This is a genomic window from Photobacterium toruni (genome assembly GCF_024529955.1).
In the GTDB taxonomy this organism is placed as follows: Bacteria; Pseudomonadota; Gammaproteobacteria; order Enterobacterales; family Vibrionaceae; genus Photobacterium; species Photobacterium toruni.
On sequence record NZ_AP024855.1, the window covers coordinates 513,790 to 534,413 of the forward strand.

A 20,624-nucleotide genomic window follows, 5' to 3' on the forward strand; every position below is an offset into this window, starting at 1 on the left:
CTATTTTGCACTAGAATGACTAGCCACTGAATTATATTGCATGCTAACCGGATTAAAATCAGCGCCTAAAAGAATAAGTTGCGTGCGACGATTTACTCGGTTTTCTGTTTTATTATTAGAAATAATAAATGGTTCTCTCGATCCCGTACCTAACGTTATTATTCGATGAGAAGAGACGCCTTGTTGTTCTAAATAACGCGCAACAACAACGGCCCTTGCTTTTGCTAATTTATCGTTATAACCCGTTTTTCCTGAATAATCAGCAGAGCCAATGACGGCAATATTTAATGTAGGATTCATTATTAACAATTGTGCCGCTTTATCGAGTTCTCGCTGCTGCGCTTTATCTAATGATTTAGTATCAAAATCAAAATTGACAACAGTTGGCCAATAATGTCCTTCAACAACCGTCGTCGTCTGGCCACAAGCGAGATCACCATAATCGGCATAGATAGCTTGATTAGAAACACAGCCTGAAATCCCTACACTTAAAAATAAGAAAGAAGTTGTTAATAATTTCATGATTACATTCCTCACCGCTATTCGCTTAACCAACCAAATAAGTCTTCATCAAGTTTAAACATCATTTCAAAGTAAAAACCTTGTAAGTTATAACCTTGTGGATCGAGGTCATCATCATCAAAACCAATTACGTTATAACCAATACCAGCACGCAGATTTTTCATTACCAGATAATTCAAACCGACACCAAATGAATACCGACGGCTATCGAACCAATCAGTTCCTAACATGCCTGCATGCACATCAAGATCCCAACGTCGATTAATATAATAAATTACACGACCATCAATAATTGTTGCTACAGAATTATAATCTTGCTCATACTCAGTAAAATCTTCCCACTTCAGGCCAACACGTCCTGATAATGTCCAATCTGGTGATAATTGATAATTCTGATGAGTCGATAAGATATGTGCAGAACGAGTACTGTCATTACGTTCCGTTTTCCACTCGTATGCACCTAGCATATGATAGCGATTGGTTAATCTTGGGCGGTAAGCAAAACCTAAACTAAAGTGATTACTCCAAGTATTTTGCGCATTTTCTTTATCAATATAACGGTATTCTTCACGTACTAAACCACTCCAATCTTGGCTTAAACGTGTCACCCAAGCGCCCAATATTCCATAATAATCTTCAGAATCACCATGACGATACTCTATACGCCCTGTGGTTTTATAATTTGGATTACGTATATCAGCAAGACCTAAAGATACTGCAACACCAGATGTCCCTTCGCCTTCAATAACTTCCACATATTCAATCGCAGGGTCAACACTGATACCCGGTATTACTTCGAAACGACCACGATAACCATTTGCTAGCTCAAGACTACGACCATCAGACGCCCCTCTTTGTCTAAATTCATTGAAAGTACTACCGCCATGAAGCCAATCAACATCAATACCAGCAGTAAACAGGCTTGTTGCGCCACTGCCTAAATTGCTAATACCACTTAAAGAATCGATATATTCATATTGAGTATATATGCTCGCTTGCTTATGAACCTTCCAATCAGCTTTTACGTTAAAACGACGCTTACTATCATGACCAAAACTCTGTTCATATTCGGTATCTACTCGACCAGGACGTCCCCATAAACTGAATGTACGACCAAGACCTACAATCGCTGTGGTATATTCCTCTGAATCGGTTTCGGTTTCATTTTTTATATAACGAGAGCCTAAACGTGTTGTCCACTGAGATCCTAAGATCTTAGTATCTACCGTTGCGCCAATAGTCTGCTGCTTTTCGGTATGAACAAGAGATTCAGAATGGCTAGCTTCAATGTTTAAATTCATTAAGCCTGTCAATTTCTGACGATGGCGAAGACGAAGTTCTTGACGTGCAGGGGTTACTCCTCCGGTCGTATTGGTAAAGCCTTCCTCTGCATAAACATATTCAAGTTCAGTGGCTGCTTGAGCATTCCAGTCACGATTAATGCGCAGTTTATAAGCCATACCATCTTTAATTTTTCCATCAGTCTCTGTTGCCGTTGTTAGTGTATCGGCACTTTCATTTCCTTTATGAGACATCGTTGCTGCTGATGCAGTTACTTGCGTTTTACTATCAAAGTCATAATTAACCCAAATGCTGCCAATATCATAACCTTCAATATTATTATCGTTATATTCATAACTAATACCGGCAAGTAAATAAGGTGTAAATAAATATGAGAGTCTTGCCCCAGCGACAGTATAAGCATCACCGTCACCATCAACATCATAGGCAACTCGTACTTTAATCGGATTAAGATCAGGATCATAGGTTGGAATTACACGATTAAAACGCATATCACCCGTAAAATAATCAATGGTATAATCGATATAACGAGATAATAATTTTTGACTTAAAACAAGGCCGGTATTATTTCTATCATAAGTAACTAACGTTACTGTATCTGAATGACGAACAATACGGGTATCGCCAATACTGTAGAACATTGCAGTACCGTTACCATTAAACTCAACCACTTTATGTAAATCTTCTGGGCGAGCCCCATATAATTGTGCCGTTACTTTGCCATCGTTATACATGCTGTTAAAGCCATTAAGGATCTGGCTCGTACGACCAATATCTGATTCATCAGTTCCATCAGCAGTACTATAGTCACCCCACATTGCAAAATGACGTTCTTTCTCAAGCTTCACATAAAGTTTACTTGTACTGCGAGCATCATAACCTTTAATACTCGCATCACCAGGGATTGGATAGTAACTGTCAGGTGAAATCTCCCGATAAAACTCTTCATCTGATTTATCACTGTCATAACTTAGCGTTAAATGCATGCCACCTTTAATATTACCTTTAATAAAGGCTGCCGCTCTTTCATCATGACTGTAACTTTTATTTTCATAACCGTCGATCTGAGCTGGCGGCTGTTCGCCACTAAAACGACCATAACGCCCGGTATAATTTAAAATACCAGAGACAAAAAGTGGTCGTTTAGCTGCAATTTGATAAAGCTTTATCTTGTCAGAGAAATCTTCTACTGAAGCCTGAATATTAACTTGACCCGTATTTTCAGTACTGCGTAAATAAACGGTTTTCTCACCATTAATAACACGAACCTGATGACCCGTTTCATTCTCTTGAATATCAGGGTCTAGCCAAGTATCGCCCTGATCTGTATCTAAGGTTACAAAATAAGTACCACGTGCTAAGTTATTGTTTTCATCATATAATTTAATAATTACGGGAATAACAGAACGACCACCATCGGCACGTAATACATCACCATCAGCAACAACACTAATACGTTTTGCAGACTTAGGATGAGAGAACGTTTTGCCTAAAACTAAACGCTCATTTCCAAATGGATCAACTGTTTTGATTTCAACAACATTATCGCCATCTTCTAGTGGTACTCCATACCAACCAACAATCTGAGCATTCTCACGTTTATTAATAATACGTTCACCCAGTTGATCAATACTGATCACTCGACCATTAACATACAAGGTTGGCTCAACATCCCCTCTAATTACTGCAATAAAACGTCCGTCATAACTATAATCATTTGTTGGCCAATACCATGCGCCTGATTCAGCTTCTGCTCGAGTGATATTTTTTGCTTCATCTTCAGGTAATGGGATAACATCTTGCAATACGTTATCGATCCTAAATTTCGCATCTTTCGGTATATTATTGTATGCCGTAGGAACAATCTCAGTATCAATATTATTAAGTGATAAGGCTTTTCTTAATGCTTTAAGCTTATCTTTTGAGTCACTAAAACCAAATCGAATTGATGATGATTTATCGCTATTGGGATAAATGTATGCTTCATCTTGTACTGATTTGGGGTATAGCTTAATCATTGTCGCAAGATCTGCTTCACTGCCTTTACGTGACTCTAACGCATAACCTTTAAACATGGTCAAAGAAGACGTTGAGCCTGCTGTTACCACTTTAGAACTATTATCAGATGCTGTTGAAGGCCCACTAATAACCCCAGACTGTAACTCTCCGGTTTTTAATGCTTTTGGTTTAGCGTCATATTGCAACCCTTTAAACTTCTCAGAAGTTTTAAAGAGCCAATCACCGTTAATATTAGTATTTCTTTCTTTCAATTCTTGATAAACCGCATCTTGATTTTCTGTCGGACATGGTGCAACAAAATCAGCCCGATGCATTTCACCGCGTCTTATATCAACAAATCGAGAATCACCTTTTCCTGCATTACGTGTATCTATCGGCTCTAATTCAATACCTAAAGGCAGTGTTTGTTTATCAACCTTCATAACATGATTGCCAGGTTTAACACCAAACATTGAATATTGACCATTTTCATCAGTGATAACATAATCACCGGTTTCTAAATATATTTTTACTCCACCAACTGGCCATATCTGATTTTTCATAATATCGTTGCACTGTGCATCGACAAATACCTTTCCGAAAATAATCCCTCTCTCTGACATCACTCCTGTTTGCGTAACTTTAACCTGATATTTATCAACATTAGAAGTTATACGATCATCATCACTTCCACCAAAAGTAACGGCATCAACATAAACAGAATTAATACCATCAGAATCTACCGCACCAGCCGTTAATTGAAGAACATAGGTTAATTTATATGTACCATTTTCAGGTGGTTGTGTGCTTCCACTTAATGTTCCAATATCAAAACGATAAGTATAAGTATCAATCCGTACTGGCTCTTTATATGGCTGATCATTTAATCGAGTACTGCCTTCCATATACTTAAAACCATATGGCATTGAATCATAAACTTGTGCATTAAATAATTGGCTATCCGGTAAGTTATTTTTGATCGTTACAGAGTATTTAACGAAACTGCCAATTTCAGCATTATCTTTATCTGCATCTTTTTGAATTGTTAACCTACGATCTAAACTTTTAGGATCTAAAGGTATGTCAAAGGTCTCAGCACGATCTCTGATCGTAATTGGAAATAAACCTGAATTTTCAAGATCTTCATTACCATATGAACCATATGAGGCAGGGGTTACATTATGAATATTAAAATTATCTAAAGTCGTATAAGCCGAAGGCCAAACATGTGTTTGTGGTGGCTCGACTGAAATATAATATTGGTCACCATTAATAGGGGCTAATTTAGGAAATAATACACGACCATCAGCATCTGAGATCGCTTCAGCAACAGGGACTAAACCATCAACGTTTGGCACTCGTACTTTAGCTGTTGGTGCTACATTATTTTCTGTCTGATAAAACTTCACTACCGCATTTTCAATACCATTAAAATTGGTTGCATCAAATACTACAAATTGAGGGCTTATATAAGCTAAATCCGTCAGAATTATCTTATTACTATTTTGAGGATCAAATACTTCAATCACTAATTCATCATTAGGATTGGATTGAATTTCACAGTCATCAGTAGTCGAGCCATTAAGATTAAAACCGCTGAAATTAATAGTCTTATCAATATTAGATAATAATTCTTGGCGTGTTATTTCACCTGTACGCCATGGAATTGAAATTTCTTCTAAACAGTGATTAGTACTTGAACGAATATAGTTATCCTTTGGTGATACGGCATGAACAGGAATAACACTTCTAAAAATCCCCGTATTAGGTCCTGTTTCGGCAAAAATCCAATGGAAGTAATCACCTTGAGTCGAACGTAATGTTACCGGATAATTAGACGAAGCTGGACCAATAATATCAATGGTTGAAGCATGCTCGTTTCCCTGAGGAAGAATTATTTGAGCATGGATACCATCAAATTGTGAATCAAAACCAGCTGAACTTGCATGATAATAATAATTTGTAGGAATAAAATGTTCATGATTACTGTATAAAATTGTAAATTCACTATTTGGATCTAATACCTTATCGTCAAGAAGCTCGAAATCAATTAAATTGTCTTCTTCTTTACCAACTAAGGTATTACAGACTTCACCACTTCTAGATATATTATCTGTTGTTGATGATAAATTTACTTCAGCTTCACTATATATTTTAAAGGGTTCGGTTCCACGTACGTCATTAACTTGAGCATAATAAGTGAAATGGCCTGATGCATTTGGCTTCATATAGTCAGGCTTAACTAAAAAACCCATTTTTGCTACATTACCCAAACCATCCCAAGAGCTATATTCATACCAATCTAAATCATGATCATCTTGTTCAAAAACAAAATTATTATTAATTCCAACTAATACAATACCACCATCAAAATTAAATTCAGGAGAAACTAATGTTATAGGTGAATGATCTTGTGCTGGTTTTCCATTAATAATTTTATCTTGTAATAACGAAATATTAGCAGGCAGCGTTACTGTAATTAATACTCCCGTATGGCTAACTTTAACTTGCGTGCCTGTTGTTTTAGACTGAATAAAAATATCATAAGGTTTGGCTGATGACTCAGGCTTAGTTCGACCAACACTCGTATAATTTACTCTAAAATCAATCTCAGAAAGTGATGTTATTTGTTGTTGGCAAATTGGCGAATTTTCAATAGTTAAATTAACAACAGGTCCATCAAACACTGTAATTTTAGTCATGCTTGTTTTTATAACTGAAGGTTCACTGATTGATGTAACAACTGTAGATAAATCGTAAAAATCATTATTTTTATCTATTGTTGGGATTTCTACTGTATAAACCAAATTAATAGATTCACCTGGTTTTAATTGTTCAATAAAATATTCATTATTACTATTTTTATTAAGTTCTGGTTCGCCAGGATCATGAATACCATTTCCATTAGTATCAAAATAAACTTTAATATTATCTTCACCAGGAGAAGTTAGATCACCATTATCATCATCAAGATTATTAATATTAATAATATAACCATCTTTGATATTACCAATATTAGTCACGGTATGAGGGATACTAAGTATTGATCCAGGAGCAACATTTTTCTCTGTTTGATTATCATCTGATGTTTCAGGAGATAATGAAACATCATATATTTTTTCAACTTTAATATGGGATATATTCGAAAGTACACGAATATTCTCTCCCGTAATCGAGTCAAAATATGTCATGATGGCCTGGTTCATTATTTTTGTACCCGCATCTGTCAATCCAAAAACGGTTGAACTTACGCTCAATAATATAAAAATAATTAAGTACTTCATTTTAGTTATTACATCTAAGAGGGCCATAAGCACTCTCCAAAGGCTAATAATTCAAAGATATGGATATAGGCTTATTGAACTTACTTGATTGAATGATATCTAAATATATTATTTAAATAAGCTCAATAAGCCCCCCTACTAATGTAAGGAGGCTAGGTTAGATTTAATCAATTTTTACTACGAAATCACCGACAGCTTTATCACCAGGAACAAGAGTTCCTACTGTAAAGGTCACTGTGTTACCACTTACTGCACCAGTAACATCAGTACCCGTTGTACCATCAGGATTACATAAAGGACCTAAGTCATCTGATTGTAAAGGATATGTTGCGTCAGCTAATGCTACAACAGCACCAGCATCTGTTGTATTACGACAACTTACTAAGCTACCACCCGCATGGAATTGAGAGTACTCAGTTAATTGGTCTGTAATAACAGTATTTAGCGCATCTGATGTACCTTCATTAACAGCAATCAGTTTCCAAACAACACACTGTCCAGGTTCAACATTCGTTGTTTGCTCTTTTAAGAAGGTCTTATCTGTATCAGCCACACCATCACAATCAGTATCTAAATCAGCATACTTATAAAGACGGACCTGACCTTTAACAACCTCAGAGTTATCTTGACCTTGAGCTGTCACTGTTGGATCTGTTGTTGATACAGCAGTAATTGTTGTTAGGTTATTTGTACCAGATGTTGCATCTGTTGGTGCAAATACGGTCACTTCCATTGGAATGGTTTCACCTGGTTCTAGTGTTAACGATGGAACCGTATCTGTACCATCTGTCGCATCACACGTTACTTCTACATTTGCAGTAGAACCATCCGCTTGCTGTACAATAATTGGTGTTGTGACAGGAGCATCACATAAGTTACCAACTTCAGTATCAGGCGTACCGTCACCATCAGTATCAATCGTAATTGTATTATTAAATCCAGTCATATTATTACCTGAACTTAAATCAACAGTCTCAGTTGTATTACCATTATTACCTAGCGTGTGGTCATAAGTAACACTACCACCTGGTTCGATTTGATTGCTTAATGATGCAGGCGTAATATCAATGCTTGCATCAGTTACGACATCAAATGCTTCAACCTTACGGTTAGATGCATTAGATGCGTCTGAGGTAGCAACAAGTGAAATGATATAATCCATATCACCATCACTATTAGCATCAATCGCTGCCGTTTGATCACTGTCAGCTAAAGCTTGAGTTGGATCCGATGGAATAGTAATTTCAGCATTTACCCATAATACAGCGCCAGCAGGAATAGTTGGTGTCGATGTAATAACATTGCCTGTCGCAGCAATATCTACCGTACCATCTGCATCAGTATCAATACCATTATGCTTGAATACTACAGTCCAGCCAGTTGGTAATGCTGTTTCCCAACTTGCGCCGTTATAACTACCTTCTGCACTTAATAGGAATGAATCTGAACTACCGCCTTCATTAGCAATATAAATAGGTGCTATAACTGTTGAACCTAAAGGCTCATCATTAAAGACAGTTGCTACATCTGCGCTAGTAAGAACGCCACCCGCAAGAAGTACAGGATCGACATCTACGGCAGGGTCAATGGTAGTAATTGGCGTATTAGCAATATCAACAGTAGGACCTGTAATATTATCTAAACGCTCAGTTTTACTATCCGTTTTAGTTGCATCATTAAAAGAAGTAGCCGTTGTTGTTGCTTCAAATGGTGTTGGAGAATCAGCAGCATCTGATGGCAGATTGGCAACGACACGGAACAATGTCTCATTACAATTGACAGTAATACCATCGATAGTTACAGCGGCATCTGTACATGTTGAAGGATCAATAGGACCACTATCTGGAGTAACATTACCATTAGTATCAACAAGTTGCGCTGTACCATCAGCATTCCAATATTCAAATGTTGTTCCTGTTGGGAAACTAACATTTACAGTTGAAAGATCAAAGCTATCGGTAGTATTACCGTTATTAATGATCTTGTTATAGAAGAACACTTCACTACCAGCCGCAGCAGTATCTACTGTCTGAATATTATTATCAGTACCATCAGAATCACCACCGCCTGATGTACCTGTTTCAGTACCAGTATCAATAATACCTACACCAGTAGTCGTTGTAGTGGTTGTTGTGGTTGGGTTTGATGGATCGGGACCTGCTGTTGTAGGGTTCGGATCATTACATTCACCAGCATCATCGTAATCACCATCACCATTAAGATCTGAACATGAATAAGCGACGTTGCCAATTTCAGTATCACCTTCCATTGTTTCTGGAGAGTACGCTACATAAAAAGTCATTGAAATGGTTGTATTAGAAGCTAATTGACTATCTATAGCATATACGCCAGGTACTGCAGTATCGGTTGTCAAGCCATTACTATTGAGATCTAGTCCACCATCAATTTGATTTTCCGCAGTATCATTAGTACCATCTTGGTCTAAATCAACACCATGTGTAGATTCATCCACTAAATTAGCAGCAAAATTAATAGGCGTATCACCATTAACAGTTAACAAACCACTGCTTGATGCGTCATACAAGCCACCAGTACTACTCGCTACATATATGGTTCCATCAGGAATACCATCAAAAATAGTGACATCTTTAGCGTCTGTATTACCTGTATTTGACACTGTTACTGTATAACGAATTAAACTCAGCTCTCGATCAGTACCACCATCACCATCTAAATCAATACCTAAAGCGGTTTCCGTACCAACATTCTCTAAATGTGTCGCTGATTTAGTAATATTCACCACAGCATCATTTGTTACTGTAATTAATGATGCGTTAGTATCAGGTAAAGCATCATTGTTATCACCAATATCAGTAACCGAGCCATCAATAGGAGCAGCTGTACCATCATGAGCTTCAGCTTCTAATGTCACACCAAGTGTATCACCAGGAACCGCCGTTGTAGGAACCGCAGCGGCAAGCATTAAGTTCATTTGTTCACCAGCATTCAAGGTGACGGTATCACCAGAAGTAAATTCTGTTTCACCCGCATCTGGTTGACCATTATTATTAGCATCATTAAAGAGTTTCAATGTTGTCGCATCAATCGTATCCGTTCCTCGTGTATCTGTTCCTGGTAGATTCTGCGCGAATGTCAATGTATAAGTATCAGCACCATTACCGGTATTGGTTAATACATGAGGCAAATATACCGTTTGACCTGGAGAACCAGTAGTATTGAGATCTTGCTCAATCGTTGCACTATAAATCTGAGCCACAGTTACAATCGCTTCATTAGATGTTGCGGTGTAACTATTTCCTGACTCATCTTCATAGGTTACTGTTGCTAAGTTTTTTATATCGGTTCCGGCGGCAGTAGCTGCAAGGGCTTGGCTAGATAGTAAACCTGCACCTACCGTTATGAGCCCCGCTGCAACCCATACACTTATAGGTTTTAAATGCGTATTCATAAAGTGGTTACCTTTTAAGGTCATTAATTTAATTACTTAGATGTGTATAAATACCCTTGCAAAAGCGTAGGGCGGTACATTTACTTAACGTTTATTCAACTTCGATGCGATAAGCAAAAACTTGTTTTTCCTTAGCATTAATAGGCGTTAATGGTATCCAGCGAACAGCGGTATATTTCTCAGGTGGAATAATAATTTCAACTTTTTTCCCATCTTTCATTATTTCGCGTTTCACTGGCTCTTTTTCAAATGTTTTACCTCCATCAATACTAACTAAAAAATTCGATTTGATTTTTGTGTTACTTGTATTGGCAATATAAAAAGTATTTTCAGGAATTGGTCCTGTGATAATTAAGCCATTCAAAGGCTTTTCGCTATTATTTGTATACGTTAACTTATATTCGATTTTATCTTTTGGTACTGCTTTCTCTGCTTTTACTAATTTTTCTTCTCCTTTGTTATTTACTTCAACTATATATGCATCCATTTTACTTACTAATAAGTTATCATCTTCCGCATAAACAGAAAAAGACATCATCAAACAGCCAATCACTATCAATAATAAATTCTTCATATTACACCTCATCTTTTATGATCCGTGAAATATAACTAATGCGATAAGCATGCCAACAATAATCATCTTTACATAATAAAAAAAACAATAGGTTAAACAAGTTGGTTTATTTTAAAAGCAAAATGGAAAATTAATTTTAATTTTGCGAATCATTATTTAAATGCAAAATAAAACAGATCTAACTTAAATATATAACGTTATAACTATCTAACCATGGAATAATTTTTTAAATGTTTTTTATATGCTATAGCGCATATCACACAAATAACAAATTGATTTGAAGTATATTCAACATCAATTTATTACGTAAAATAATTATCAAACATTACTGTGATGAATAAATTATTGCTTAATTCTTAATTAAAGAACAAATGTTTTACAATTGATAAATACTAAACTTATCAATATAAAAAAGAACCATGCCGATATTTTATCGAATGGTTCTTTCCTAAAATATTAGTCAATGACAATATTATTTTATTTTTATTAAATAAATAGTGGTTCCTTGATCTCCTGGAGATAAAGAGCCCGTCATATTCCAACGCACTTCACCTTTATACCCCACAGCATTTGTTCCATTTATAGTCACAGGCGCACAAATGAGCGAGGCTGGTACACTACCCGAGGTACAATCTATAGCTTGAGATAGTTCTGTATAACTTGGTGTACTATCAAAAATACTCACTTCCGTTAAATTTCCATCTCCAACGTTAGTAAAGGTTATAACGTATTCCAATATATCCCCAGGACGACCATTATTACTTATCCCTTCCGCCGTTCCTTGAGTAATATTACGTACCGTTTTATCTAACTTTAACTCTCCAGCACCACGGAATGTTGCTCTGACGGTGTCTTTATCTAGCACTTGTCGCGTAATACCATGTCCAGTACCTGTACTGTCCGCAAAAATCATATCAGCAGCAATATCATAATGATATTGAGCATTCAATGGCGCATCCGCAGGCACAAACACCTTACTAAGTAAACATACTAGTGTATTTTGATTTGTTACTGTCGGATTAACAACTTGAGCATCAACACCATCTATTTCACCATTACAGTTATTATCTAAATAAAGAACAGTATTCCAGCCGTCATTTGCTGGAGCAATTTCTGGATTTATGATGGAGAAGTTCACACTACCAGGCGTCGCTGCGGTAAACTTATGTGGGAATAACACTGCTTTTCCGGGTTCAACTTCACTAAAATTATCAGGCTCCATTCTTGGCTCACGTACCTTACCAAAATCAAGACCACTGATATCATCCCCCGCACTGGCGTTAACGGTCATCTGGCTATCAATCACGCTGCTACTGGTCACTTGTGGAATAGCGGTAATATTAGCTTCACTGATATCTATCCAATTCGCTTGTTTAATGACATCAAGTAGTAAGTTTTTACCTGAAAAATCAACACCAAGAATAAATTTATAGCTACCATCGCCCGACGTAATATCGGTGGCTATCACCTCCCCCGTTGTCACTCCTGTAACCCCCGTATCATTAAAGGTAACAGTGACGGTAAAGTTACCTAACCCAATTTCACTGCCTTCTTGTATACCATCATGCGCAGCCGTTGCACCACCAACACCATTATCTTCAAACACCACGCCACTTAAAACAATCCGATTGAGTAATTCAAATAAATGATCTTCGACTTCACCATCAACGGCTGCACCATCAAATGTATTACAACTGTTGGCAGCTGAACATAAACGTACTCGCATCACAGTATTACCGTTAAACCCTTCAGCACTGGCAGCATCTAACGTTATGGCTATATTGTTATTTCCTGCCGTAACTGCCTGATCGTTAATTAACAATTCATTACTATCAGCAAAATCACCGTCATTATTTAAATCAACCCAAATGCTTACAAAGCCATTACCCACCACTTGAATCGGCAATGTAGTGCTGGTTTCTACAATAATTTGAGCAGGAATATTCAGATCTTCATCATCCTGACCATGGGTATCGTCCCCTGTTGCATCGGCGCTTATCCATTGTGCAAATTCAGGATCCCAACGAGAGCCTAGGGCTAAATCTGCCGTACCATCTAATGCCGCATCTAAATAACCATGGCTCACTAAACCATAACTAACCGCAGCATCACCATAATCCGTCGAATCATAACAACCTGCACCGTCGTTCCCTTGCAAACTACCTTCATTGGATGCTGTAACGTATTCCACCTCTTGCGTCATTACATTAATGCGATAAACCACCGCACGCTCATTAAGATCGATGGTACCATCTTGGTTGGTATCATGATTACCGCCATTTGTCATTGCATAAAGACTAATGGCGTTATCAATAACTAAGGCTCCCGCTTGTAGTTTGCCATTGGTATCTAAGGTTGGCTCTACACCAAAATAAGTCAGTGGTTGTGCTGTAACAGCCCCCGTAGATAGATTCACGGTATAAAGGTTATCGCCATTGAGATCGACCAAATAACCCAGCCCCGACTGACTACTGATAGCTAAATCTGCACCAACATCTATTGAACCACCGCCGTACGATCCCCCCATGGTTGCTATGTCTAGCGGAACTGTCGTAAATGTCTGTGTATTAAGATCAATCTTAACCAATGAATCCCATACAGTTCGCCATACAATTAAGTAATTACCATCGGCGGTGACATCACCCGCTGTTGGTGAACTTAATACTTTAGAAGTAGAGCTATATCCGCTATGACGCAGTGCATCACCGGCTACAAAATCAAAACTTTCGCCGTCTTGCAGGCGACGAATGGTTGTTGCTGATTCAGCGCGAATTTCACCTAAATCAATAAAGCTGGTACCCGTTTTATCTGTCACAAATAAATGATGAATTCGATCAGTTTGGGACATATCGGTAAAGGTACCGTAAATCAAACCATTGATACGGTTAAAGCCCAGAGCATTAATATTTGCGATATTACTTTGATTCGTAATATTAATTGGATTAACAATATCAGTGAAAGTAATCGGATCGACCGTCACATTCAAAGAGTTGTAACTATAATCTGTTGCCGCAACAGGTAAGCGTGTTTGTACAATAAGATCACACTGATTATTGCCCACAAGATCTGATATCAATACGCGATAATCTTCGACTTCACCATCGTTAGCTAAGCCGACTGGGCTATCACAACCAACATCACTACATAAGCGAACCCGTAAATAACTGTAACCAACAACAGCACTCGCAGGTATTGGCACACTAAAACTGTTATTGCCTATTGATGCTGAAGCTTGAGAAATAATTTGTTCGCCTGCATCATCCCAATCCCCATCAAGATTAAAATCAAGCCATGCATATAAACGTTGTCCTGTACTGGTGCGCGCCGCATCTTCAACAACATTAACAGTAATATCAAGGTCTTCACCTTTGGTAGCTGATTGTACAAGCGTCACACCATCTTCATCATCAAAATTGTTATTATCATCAGCAATCGCACCAATATTCTGCAAATCACCTAAATCAGCATCCCACAAATTACCTATGCGTAAGTCGATAAAACCATTATCATCACTATCGGCTTGTACATGTGCCGCACCATCATTTTCATAAGTGGTAGTGTAGTTATTTATTCCAATACCAACCGTCGTATCAGGTGCATCACCTAAATCACTCCCTAAGACATTGGGCGCTTTAGTAAAACAGCCTTTTTGAAGGTTATAACCATCACCAGTACTGCCGGTAAAACCAAACCGCACCATGTTATTACCAATATCATTACGAATATTACGCGTAAACTGCCCCACCATTACGCCATCCATGTAGTAAGTAAATTGATTGGTTGTAGGATCCCATTCAAATTGCGCAATATGATAACGCCCATCTTCTAACTCACCCCCAGCAACAGACGTAGCAGGAATAAGGGTATTAGCAGCATCTGGTGTATAGACATCACCATTGAGATAAACGGCTGTATGGTCTATATATTGCCCACCCACAGCATCATCTGTCGCGCCAATATACGTATTATCAAAGGTATCAAACTCAAACACGACCGATGGTGAAACAGGCGTTGCACCAAAAATATCACCAACCCCTAATCCACCACCAAAAGCCCCAAAAGCATTGAGATCTCGAGAATCAGCAGATAGAACAAACGTCATGCCATCAGCACCACTTTCAATGCCATTTGGGCACCCGGTATTACAAGTTCTATCACCTAAATACACTGCCAGTTCGGCATACATGGGTTGATTTAAATCGATATACCCATAGCTCCACAAATACCCTTGTTGATTAGTCGTATTAGGGGTTACAACATATTCACCATTTGCAGCCAAATAAGCATCGCCGCCTTCAAATACAACGGGGGCTGCACAAATATTAGGCTGGACTGTATTAGAAATAATAGGGGTTACTATGTCGGTATCATCTTCACCATTACCAAAACCGTTATTAGGGATTGAATCATTATCGTTGATACTGGTTTCTATGATTTCGGCATTGATTGCAGGTGCCGTAAGTGACTGAGGTGCTAAACGAATAACCGCATAATCATCAAACCCTAACCCTATGGCACCGAGATCTAATTCTCCCGTTAATGGATCATACGTGGTTATTTCTGTAACACCATCACCAGCATAAGCTTTAACAAAGCTGTACCCTGCCGGAATAGGAAGCGTTACTTTGGTATTAAGTGCTACCGTTGAACCCATGTTTTCAACACTAACAACGACATTAAATGGAATACCTAAGGTTACATTCACACTAGGATCCATCGCTAACATTAATGCCAAATCCCCCGGTGGTTTTAATGAAATCACATGATCTTCAACTTCACCATCACCTGAACTTCCTATTGGAGTATCACAAACTTCACCGCTAGAACAAATACGTAAACGTACATAGGTATCCATAATTTGTACATCAACAGGGACGGTGAAGTTAAGTAATGCATTACCTGAAGCTATAACGTTAGCCGTTTGTTTTTCATCAGCATCAAAAGTACCACTGTTATCAAAATCAACCCACCCGTATAAATTATCGTTGCCTGAAGTCACCACTGGCACAGTTAACGACACAGTATCGCCATTAACAAGAATCGTATTTATTGTTGGTTGAATAAATCCATCTTCGTCATCGGGTGTAATCCCATTAGTATCATCACCATCAGCAGCCATTGTTGGCTGACCATCATTCTCATTATCAGGACTATTTACCCCTAAATATGGCAAACCTATATCGGTTTGATGTCGAGGTCCATCTTCTACCAATTCAGTGAAATAGCCATCTGAGGTCGGTGCGTCAGCCCAATCTAGCGGTACTGGTGCATAACGGCAACGTGCACCATCATTACCTGATGCAGATGCATTGGTTTGAGAGAATAGTGTTGCGGTATAGCTACCAGTTGGTTTTGAACCATCTAAGACATCTATACGGTAGATTCGACCTGGGGATGGATTTTCAGAGATATAAAAATACCCTTGGTCATCAAAGTACATCGCACCAAATGGACCCGGCGGAATACCAGCTAGAGCCCCCAATGAAGTTCTTGTTCCTGTTGTGGGATCAAAACGATATAGCGTATTACTGGCGGTCGATACCGCATATATCTGACCATCAACTGGATTAAACGCAATATCAGCATAATTTAAATTTGTTGTTGGTAAAATTCCAACTTGAGTTAAATAGGTTTCACTGTTTGGATTAGTATCAAATAAATAGAAATTACCACCATTATGCGCATATAAAATCCCATTATCATCGATATCACCATTGTTAGAACCGCTTGGCATGGTTGAGTTAGTTATAGATAACGAGTAGGTGTTATAAGCACTATCAAATAAATTAAGAGTGCTTGTTCCTTGTATTCCCGCTAATGTATTGGTAACCATTGAATACCCAACAGCACTACCTGCTATAACAGGGGAAGTTAACAGATCAATACTTCCTGTCGCTAAATTCACTGCATTAAGCTCAGTAACACCACCACTAGTTTGAGTTAAATATGCAGCTGACGAACAGATATCAAACGAACTTACCGCAAAATCGCCAAAATTAACATTTGTGACCACCCCTGCGGTAACAGTGACAATATTTGCACTACTGGATTGGAAAGTAGAGGGATCCCCTATCGTTCCTCCGACATAACTGCCCGTATTCGTATCTAAGGTTGGGGCCGTTGGAGGACAGGTTGGTGAAGCTATATTGGTTTCATTTATTGCTTCATAAACTTTGTAAGTACCAGCAATGCCTGCTGTAATCGTATAAGCTCCTGTTGTCGGATCAGATGTAGTTGCATAGCATAGTCCTGTTGTTGTGTTGTAAGCTACAACAGAAACTGCTACACCAAGACCTGTTTCTGAACCATCTTTAATCCCGTTAGTTGCCGAGCCGCCTCCACTACCATCATCATTAAAGATAAAACCCGAAATTTGAGGCGCAATTACTGAAATAAGATAATCTTCGACTTCACCATCATCGACTAATCCTGTAGTAGAATTACAATCAATATCAGAACAAACCCGAACCCGTACGTAGGTATTACCTAAAGATGCTGTCGCTGGAATAGAGATAGGGTAATTTTGTGTTCCCGAAAGAGCAGAGGTATCAATGATTACTTGTTCGCCAGTATCATCCCAATCGCCATCTTGATTCCAATCTGCCCAAGCATATAATCTTAAGCCAGTCAGTGTTGACTCAGGATCTTTTGTTATCGTTATTGATGTATTGGCAGATCCTCCACGTACAAAACTATCAGTCCATATCACACCATCCTCATCATCAGAACCATCTAGGTCATCAGCCGTTGCTGCAATATTTTGTAAATTTCCATCATCATTATCCCATAAGAGACCTAAAACAATGTCGTTTTGGCTGTCACCATCAGTATCATTAAACGCATGTCCGGCTCCACCATTGTCGTAAATTATTTGATAATCACCAGAACCTGTACCTGTTGAGGTATCAGGTGCATCACCTAAGTCATAATCATTTGCCTGAAAAATCGCACCACCTAATGTACTAAATAACAAACGAACAGAATGAACAGAAGCATCATTAATAACACCAAGCCCCCATTGCACTCCAATACCATTATCGGTGCCGGGATTAGTATTTAAAGTGTTATCGAGTAAAAATGGTGCCGCATTTAAATTAGATCCAATCATAGTGGAATATGGTCCAGAAAAATAACGATCCCAAGACTTATCTAATTCCATATATCCCATAAATTGATCAGTCGCACTATAGTTTTTGGTTACACCGACTAATGAATATGGCCCTGTCTCTGGTTGATAATTTGCTGAATTATATGGAATAGCAAATGCTGCACCTGCATCACCACCATTTAAATAGGTATCGAACCCTTGCGCTAAACCAATACTTGAACTATTTGAACCATCTGCTGAGTCAACACAATATTGTTGATCGAAAAATTCGTCTCCATTGATGTAAGTAATTTTCGTCACAATACGAATATCACTATTATCAAACAGGTTATTACCATCACGATCCCAATAACGTGATGACCATATAACATAAGGATCTGCCGGTGCTCCACTACCCGTTACATTACTAATTAGATAGTCTTTATAATTACAATATTCTCCGCTGCTACCATCATTAACATGCATAAAAGGAAATGTCCCACCACATGAATAAGACGTATATTGATATGATTGACGACCACCATTGTATCCAACCCCATTACCACCTGATGCAATGTGATCAATTCGAAGCGGCGTACCATTGATAGTGACAAATTCGGTAGCCGTTTTTGTTGTTGCACCTGCTAATCCTGAAACATCACAGCTGGCAACAACATCACGAAATTCGACATCACCATAACCTGTGACATCATTGTCAGTATCTAGGAAATTATCCGTTTGTGTATTATCGAAAATACCGTTAACGTCCAAATAATCATCGGCTGATTCTAAATTGCTATGTAAACCATTAATGCCAACACTTCCCAATAACGTTAATCCCGCTTCGGTAGTGTCATTGCCGCCTTGGTTATCTGAATTTAAATCTCTAAAATCTGGCTCATCCATACCATCAGTATTTACTGGTGCTAAACCACCAATATAAGCACTATTAACACCATTATTTGCTGTATACGTTGCGACACCATCAACATTAGGAGCCAAATAGCCAACCGTCGTTTGTGCTTCAATATTATCAGGGATACCATCACCATCAGTGTCCAAATCGATATGATTATAAATACCATCATTATCAACATCATCAGACACACAAGTTGTACGTAATTTAATCGGAGAGCTATTTGTTGGGAAACTAGAATTAGAATAAGTTAATGTCACGCTGGAAACAAAATTACTAGACGTAATAGACCATTGAGAATCAACTGCAGGAATGTGTCCACCTGTTGCTAAGGGTTGAAAACTAACAGAACTTGTATTATCACCAACAATGTTTTGTAATTCTGGTGAAGTCCCACCTAATCGGGCATGGGTAATGGCAGGATTATAAACTGACAAAGTTGCGCCGATAACGCTGACTGACCACTCATCTGAGCTATCAAACCAAGAAAAACTGTCCGATTGAGATAGAATTAACTTAACTGGATCAACAAAAGTAATGGTATAAACCATCTGTTCGCCAACTCCTCCTGCCACAGATAATCTTATTTGCCCTGTATTTGTTCCTTCTGGTGAACCTGTGCTCGTACCACTTAAGACACCATCAAACATTGTTGTTAATAGCGGCGTATTTGATTCATCCGGCAAGCCAGCTGTAATACCGGATAAATTAAGAGGTACATCAACCTCACACACTATTTCATCAGTATCTAAAATACCGTCATTGTCATCATCAATATCAATTGCATCATCAACTCCATCACCATCGGTATCTGCTAAAACAGCTGAATAATCAAAATACCAAGATAATGGTGTAAATACAGTTTTTTGATAACCAAACGTCATTTCTAGATCCCAATCACCACCTTGGCTGCTATGCCCTGTTTTATCAATAGATGCTCGTACAGAAATCTTTGATATTTCGGCAAATTTTGATAATAATTTTTTCCCTTTTTCATCCTTTGCTAAATCACAACCTAAGAAATTAATAACACCATTAATACCTAATAATGAGCCTATTTTTATTATCTCTCTTTTATATTTTTCGATATTTTCTAATGTAATAATATCTCGACCAAATTTAATTTGGCCTGCCATTCCATGAGCCCAAAAGTCAATAACTTGTGATTGTGGATTTTGTTCTAATTGAAAAATAAAATCAGATATATCTTTCATTTTTAAATACTGTGACGAATTATTACTAAAGAAATCATTAGATATCAATTCTTGATCAACAATAACCGTTTTTAAGGGCAGTTCATTATTATTGTTATTAAATAGAAAGTAACCCAAGATCAATTGTATTATAAACAAAGAATATATAGACTTTTTCATGTCACTTATCCATCAATGAACATAAAAGGTCTATTGCATAAATAACGCCAACTTAACTAATGTATATAAAATAACTGTATCCCTTTTGCCATATACTTATTATTAAGAATGATTATTTAAAATCACATTGCAAAATAA

The 20,624-nt window shown here is 37.8% G+C and carries 5 protein-coding genes; all 5 read right to left on the reverse strand.

The window, feature by feature from the left end:
• The 5 genes from OC457_RS16705 to OC457_RS16725 all read right to left on the reverse strand — a co-directional run bounded on the left by OC457_RS16705 (position 1) and on the right by OC457_RS16725 (position 20,486).
• Positions 1-522, reverse strand: coding sequence for an OmpA family protein (locus tag OC457_RS16705; RefSeq protein WP_080176103.1), 522 nt, complete (start codon positions 520-522; stop codon positions 1-3).
• Positions 523-539: 17 nt separating this feature from the next.
• A complete protein-coding gene (locus OC457_RS16710) occupies positions 540-7,028 on the reverse strand; it encodes a hypothetical protein (protein WP_235866992.1) in 6,489 nt (2,162 codons plus the stop codon).
• A gap of 241 nt (positions 7,029-7,269) precedes the next feature.
• Entirely contained in the window at positions 7,270-10,536 is a 3,267-nt protein-coding gene (locus OC457_RS16715; protein WP_235866991.1) for a beta strand repeat-containing protein, read from the reverse strand.
• A 91-nt stretch (positions 10,537-10,627) separates the two neighbouring features.
• Entirely contained in the window at positions 10,628-11,110 is a 483-nt protein-coding gene (locus OC457_RS16720) for a DUF11 domain-containing protein (RefSeq protein ID WP_080176101.1), read from the reverse strand.
• 472 nt (positions 11,111-11,582) lie between these two features.
• Positions 11,583-20,486: a GEVED domain-containing protein gene (locus tag OC457_RS16725; RefSeq protein WP_262054086.1), complete on the reverse strand. Its 8,904-nt coding sequence runs from the start codon at positions 20,484-20,486 to the stop codon at positions 11,583-11,585.
• Positions 20,487-20,624: the final 138 nt, after the last annotated feature.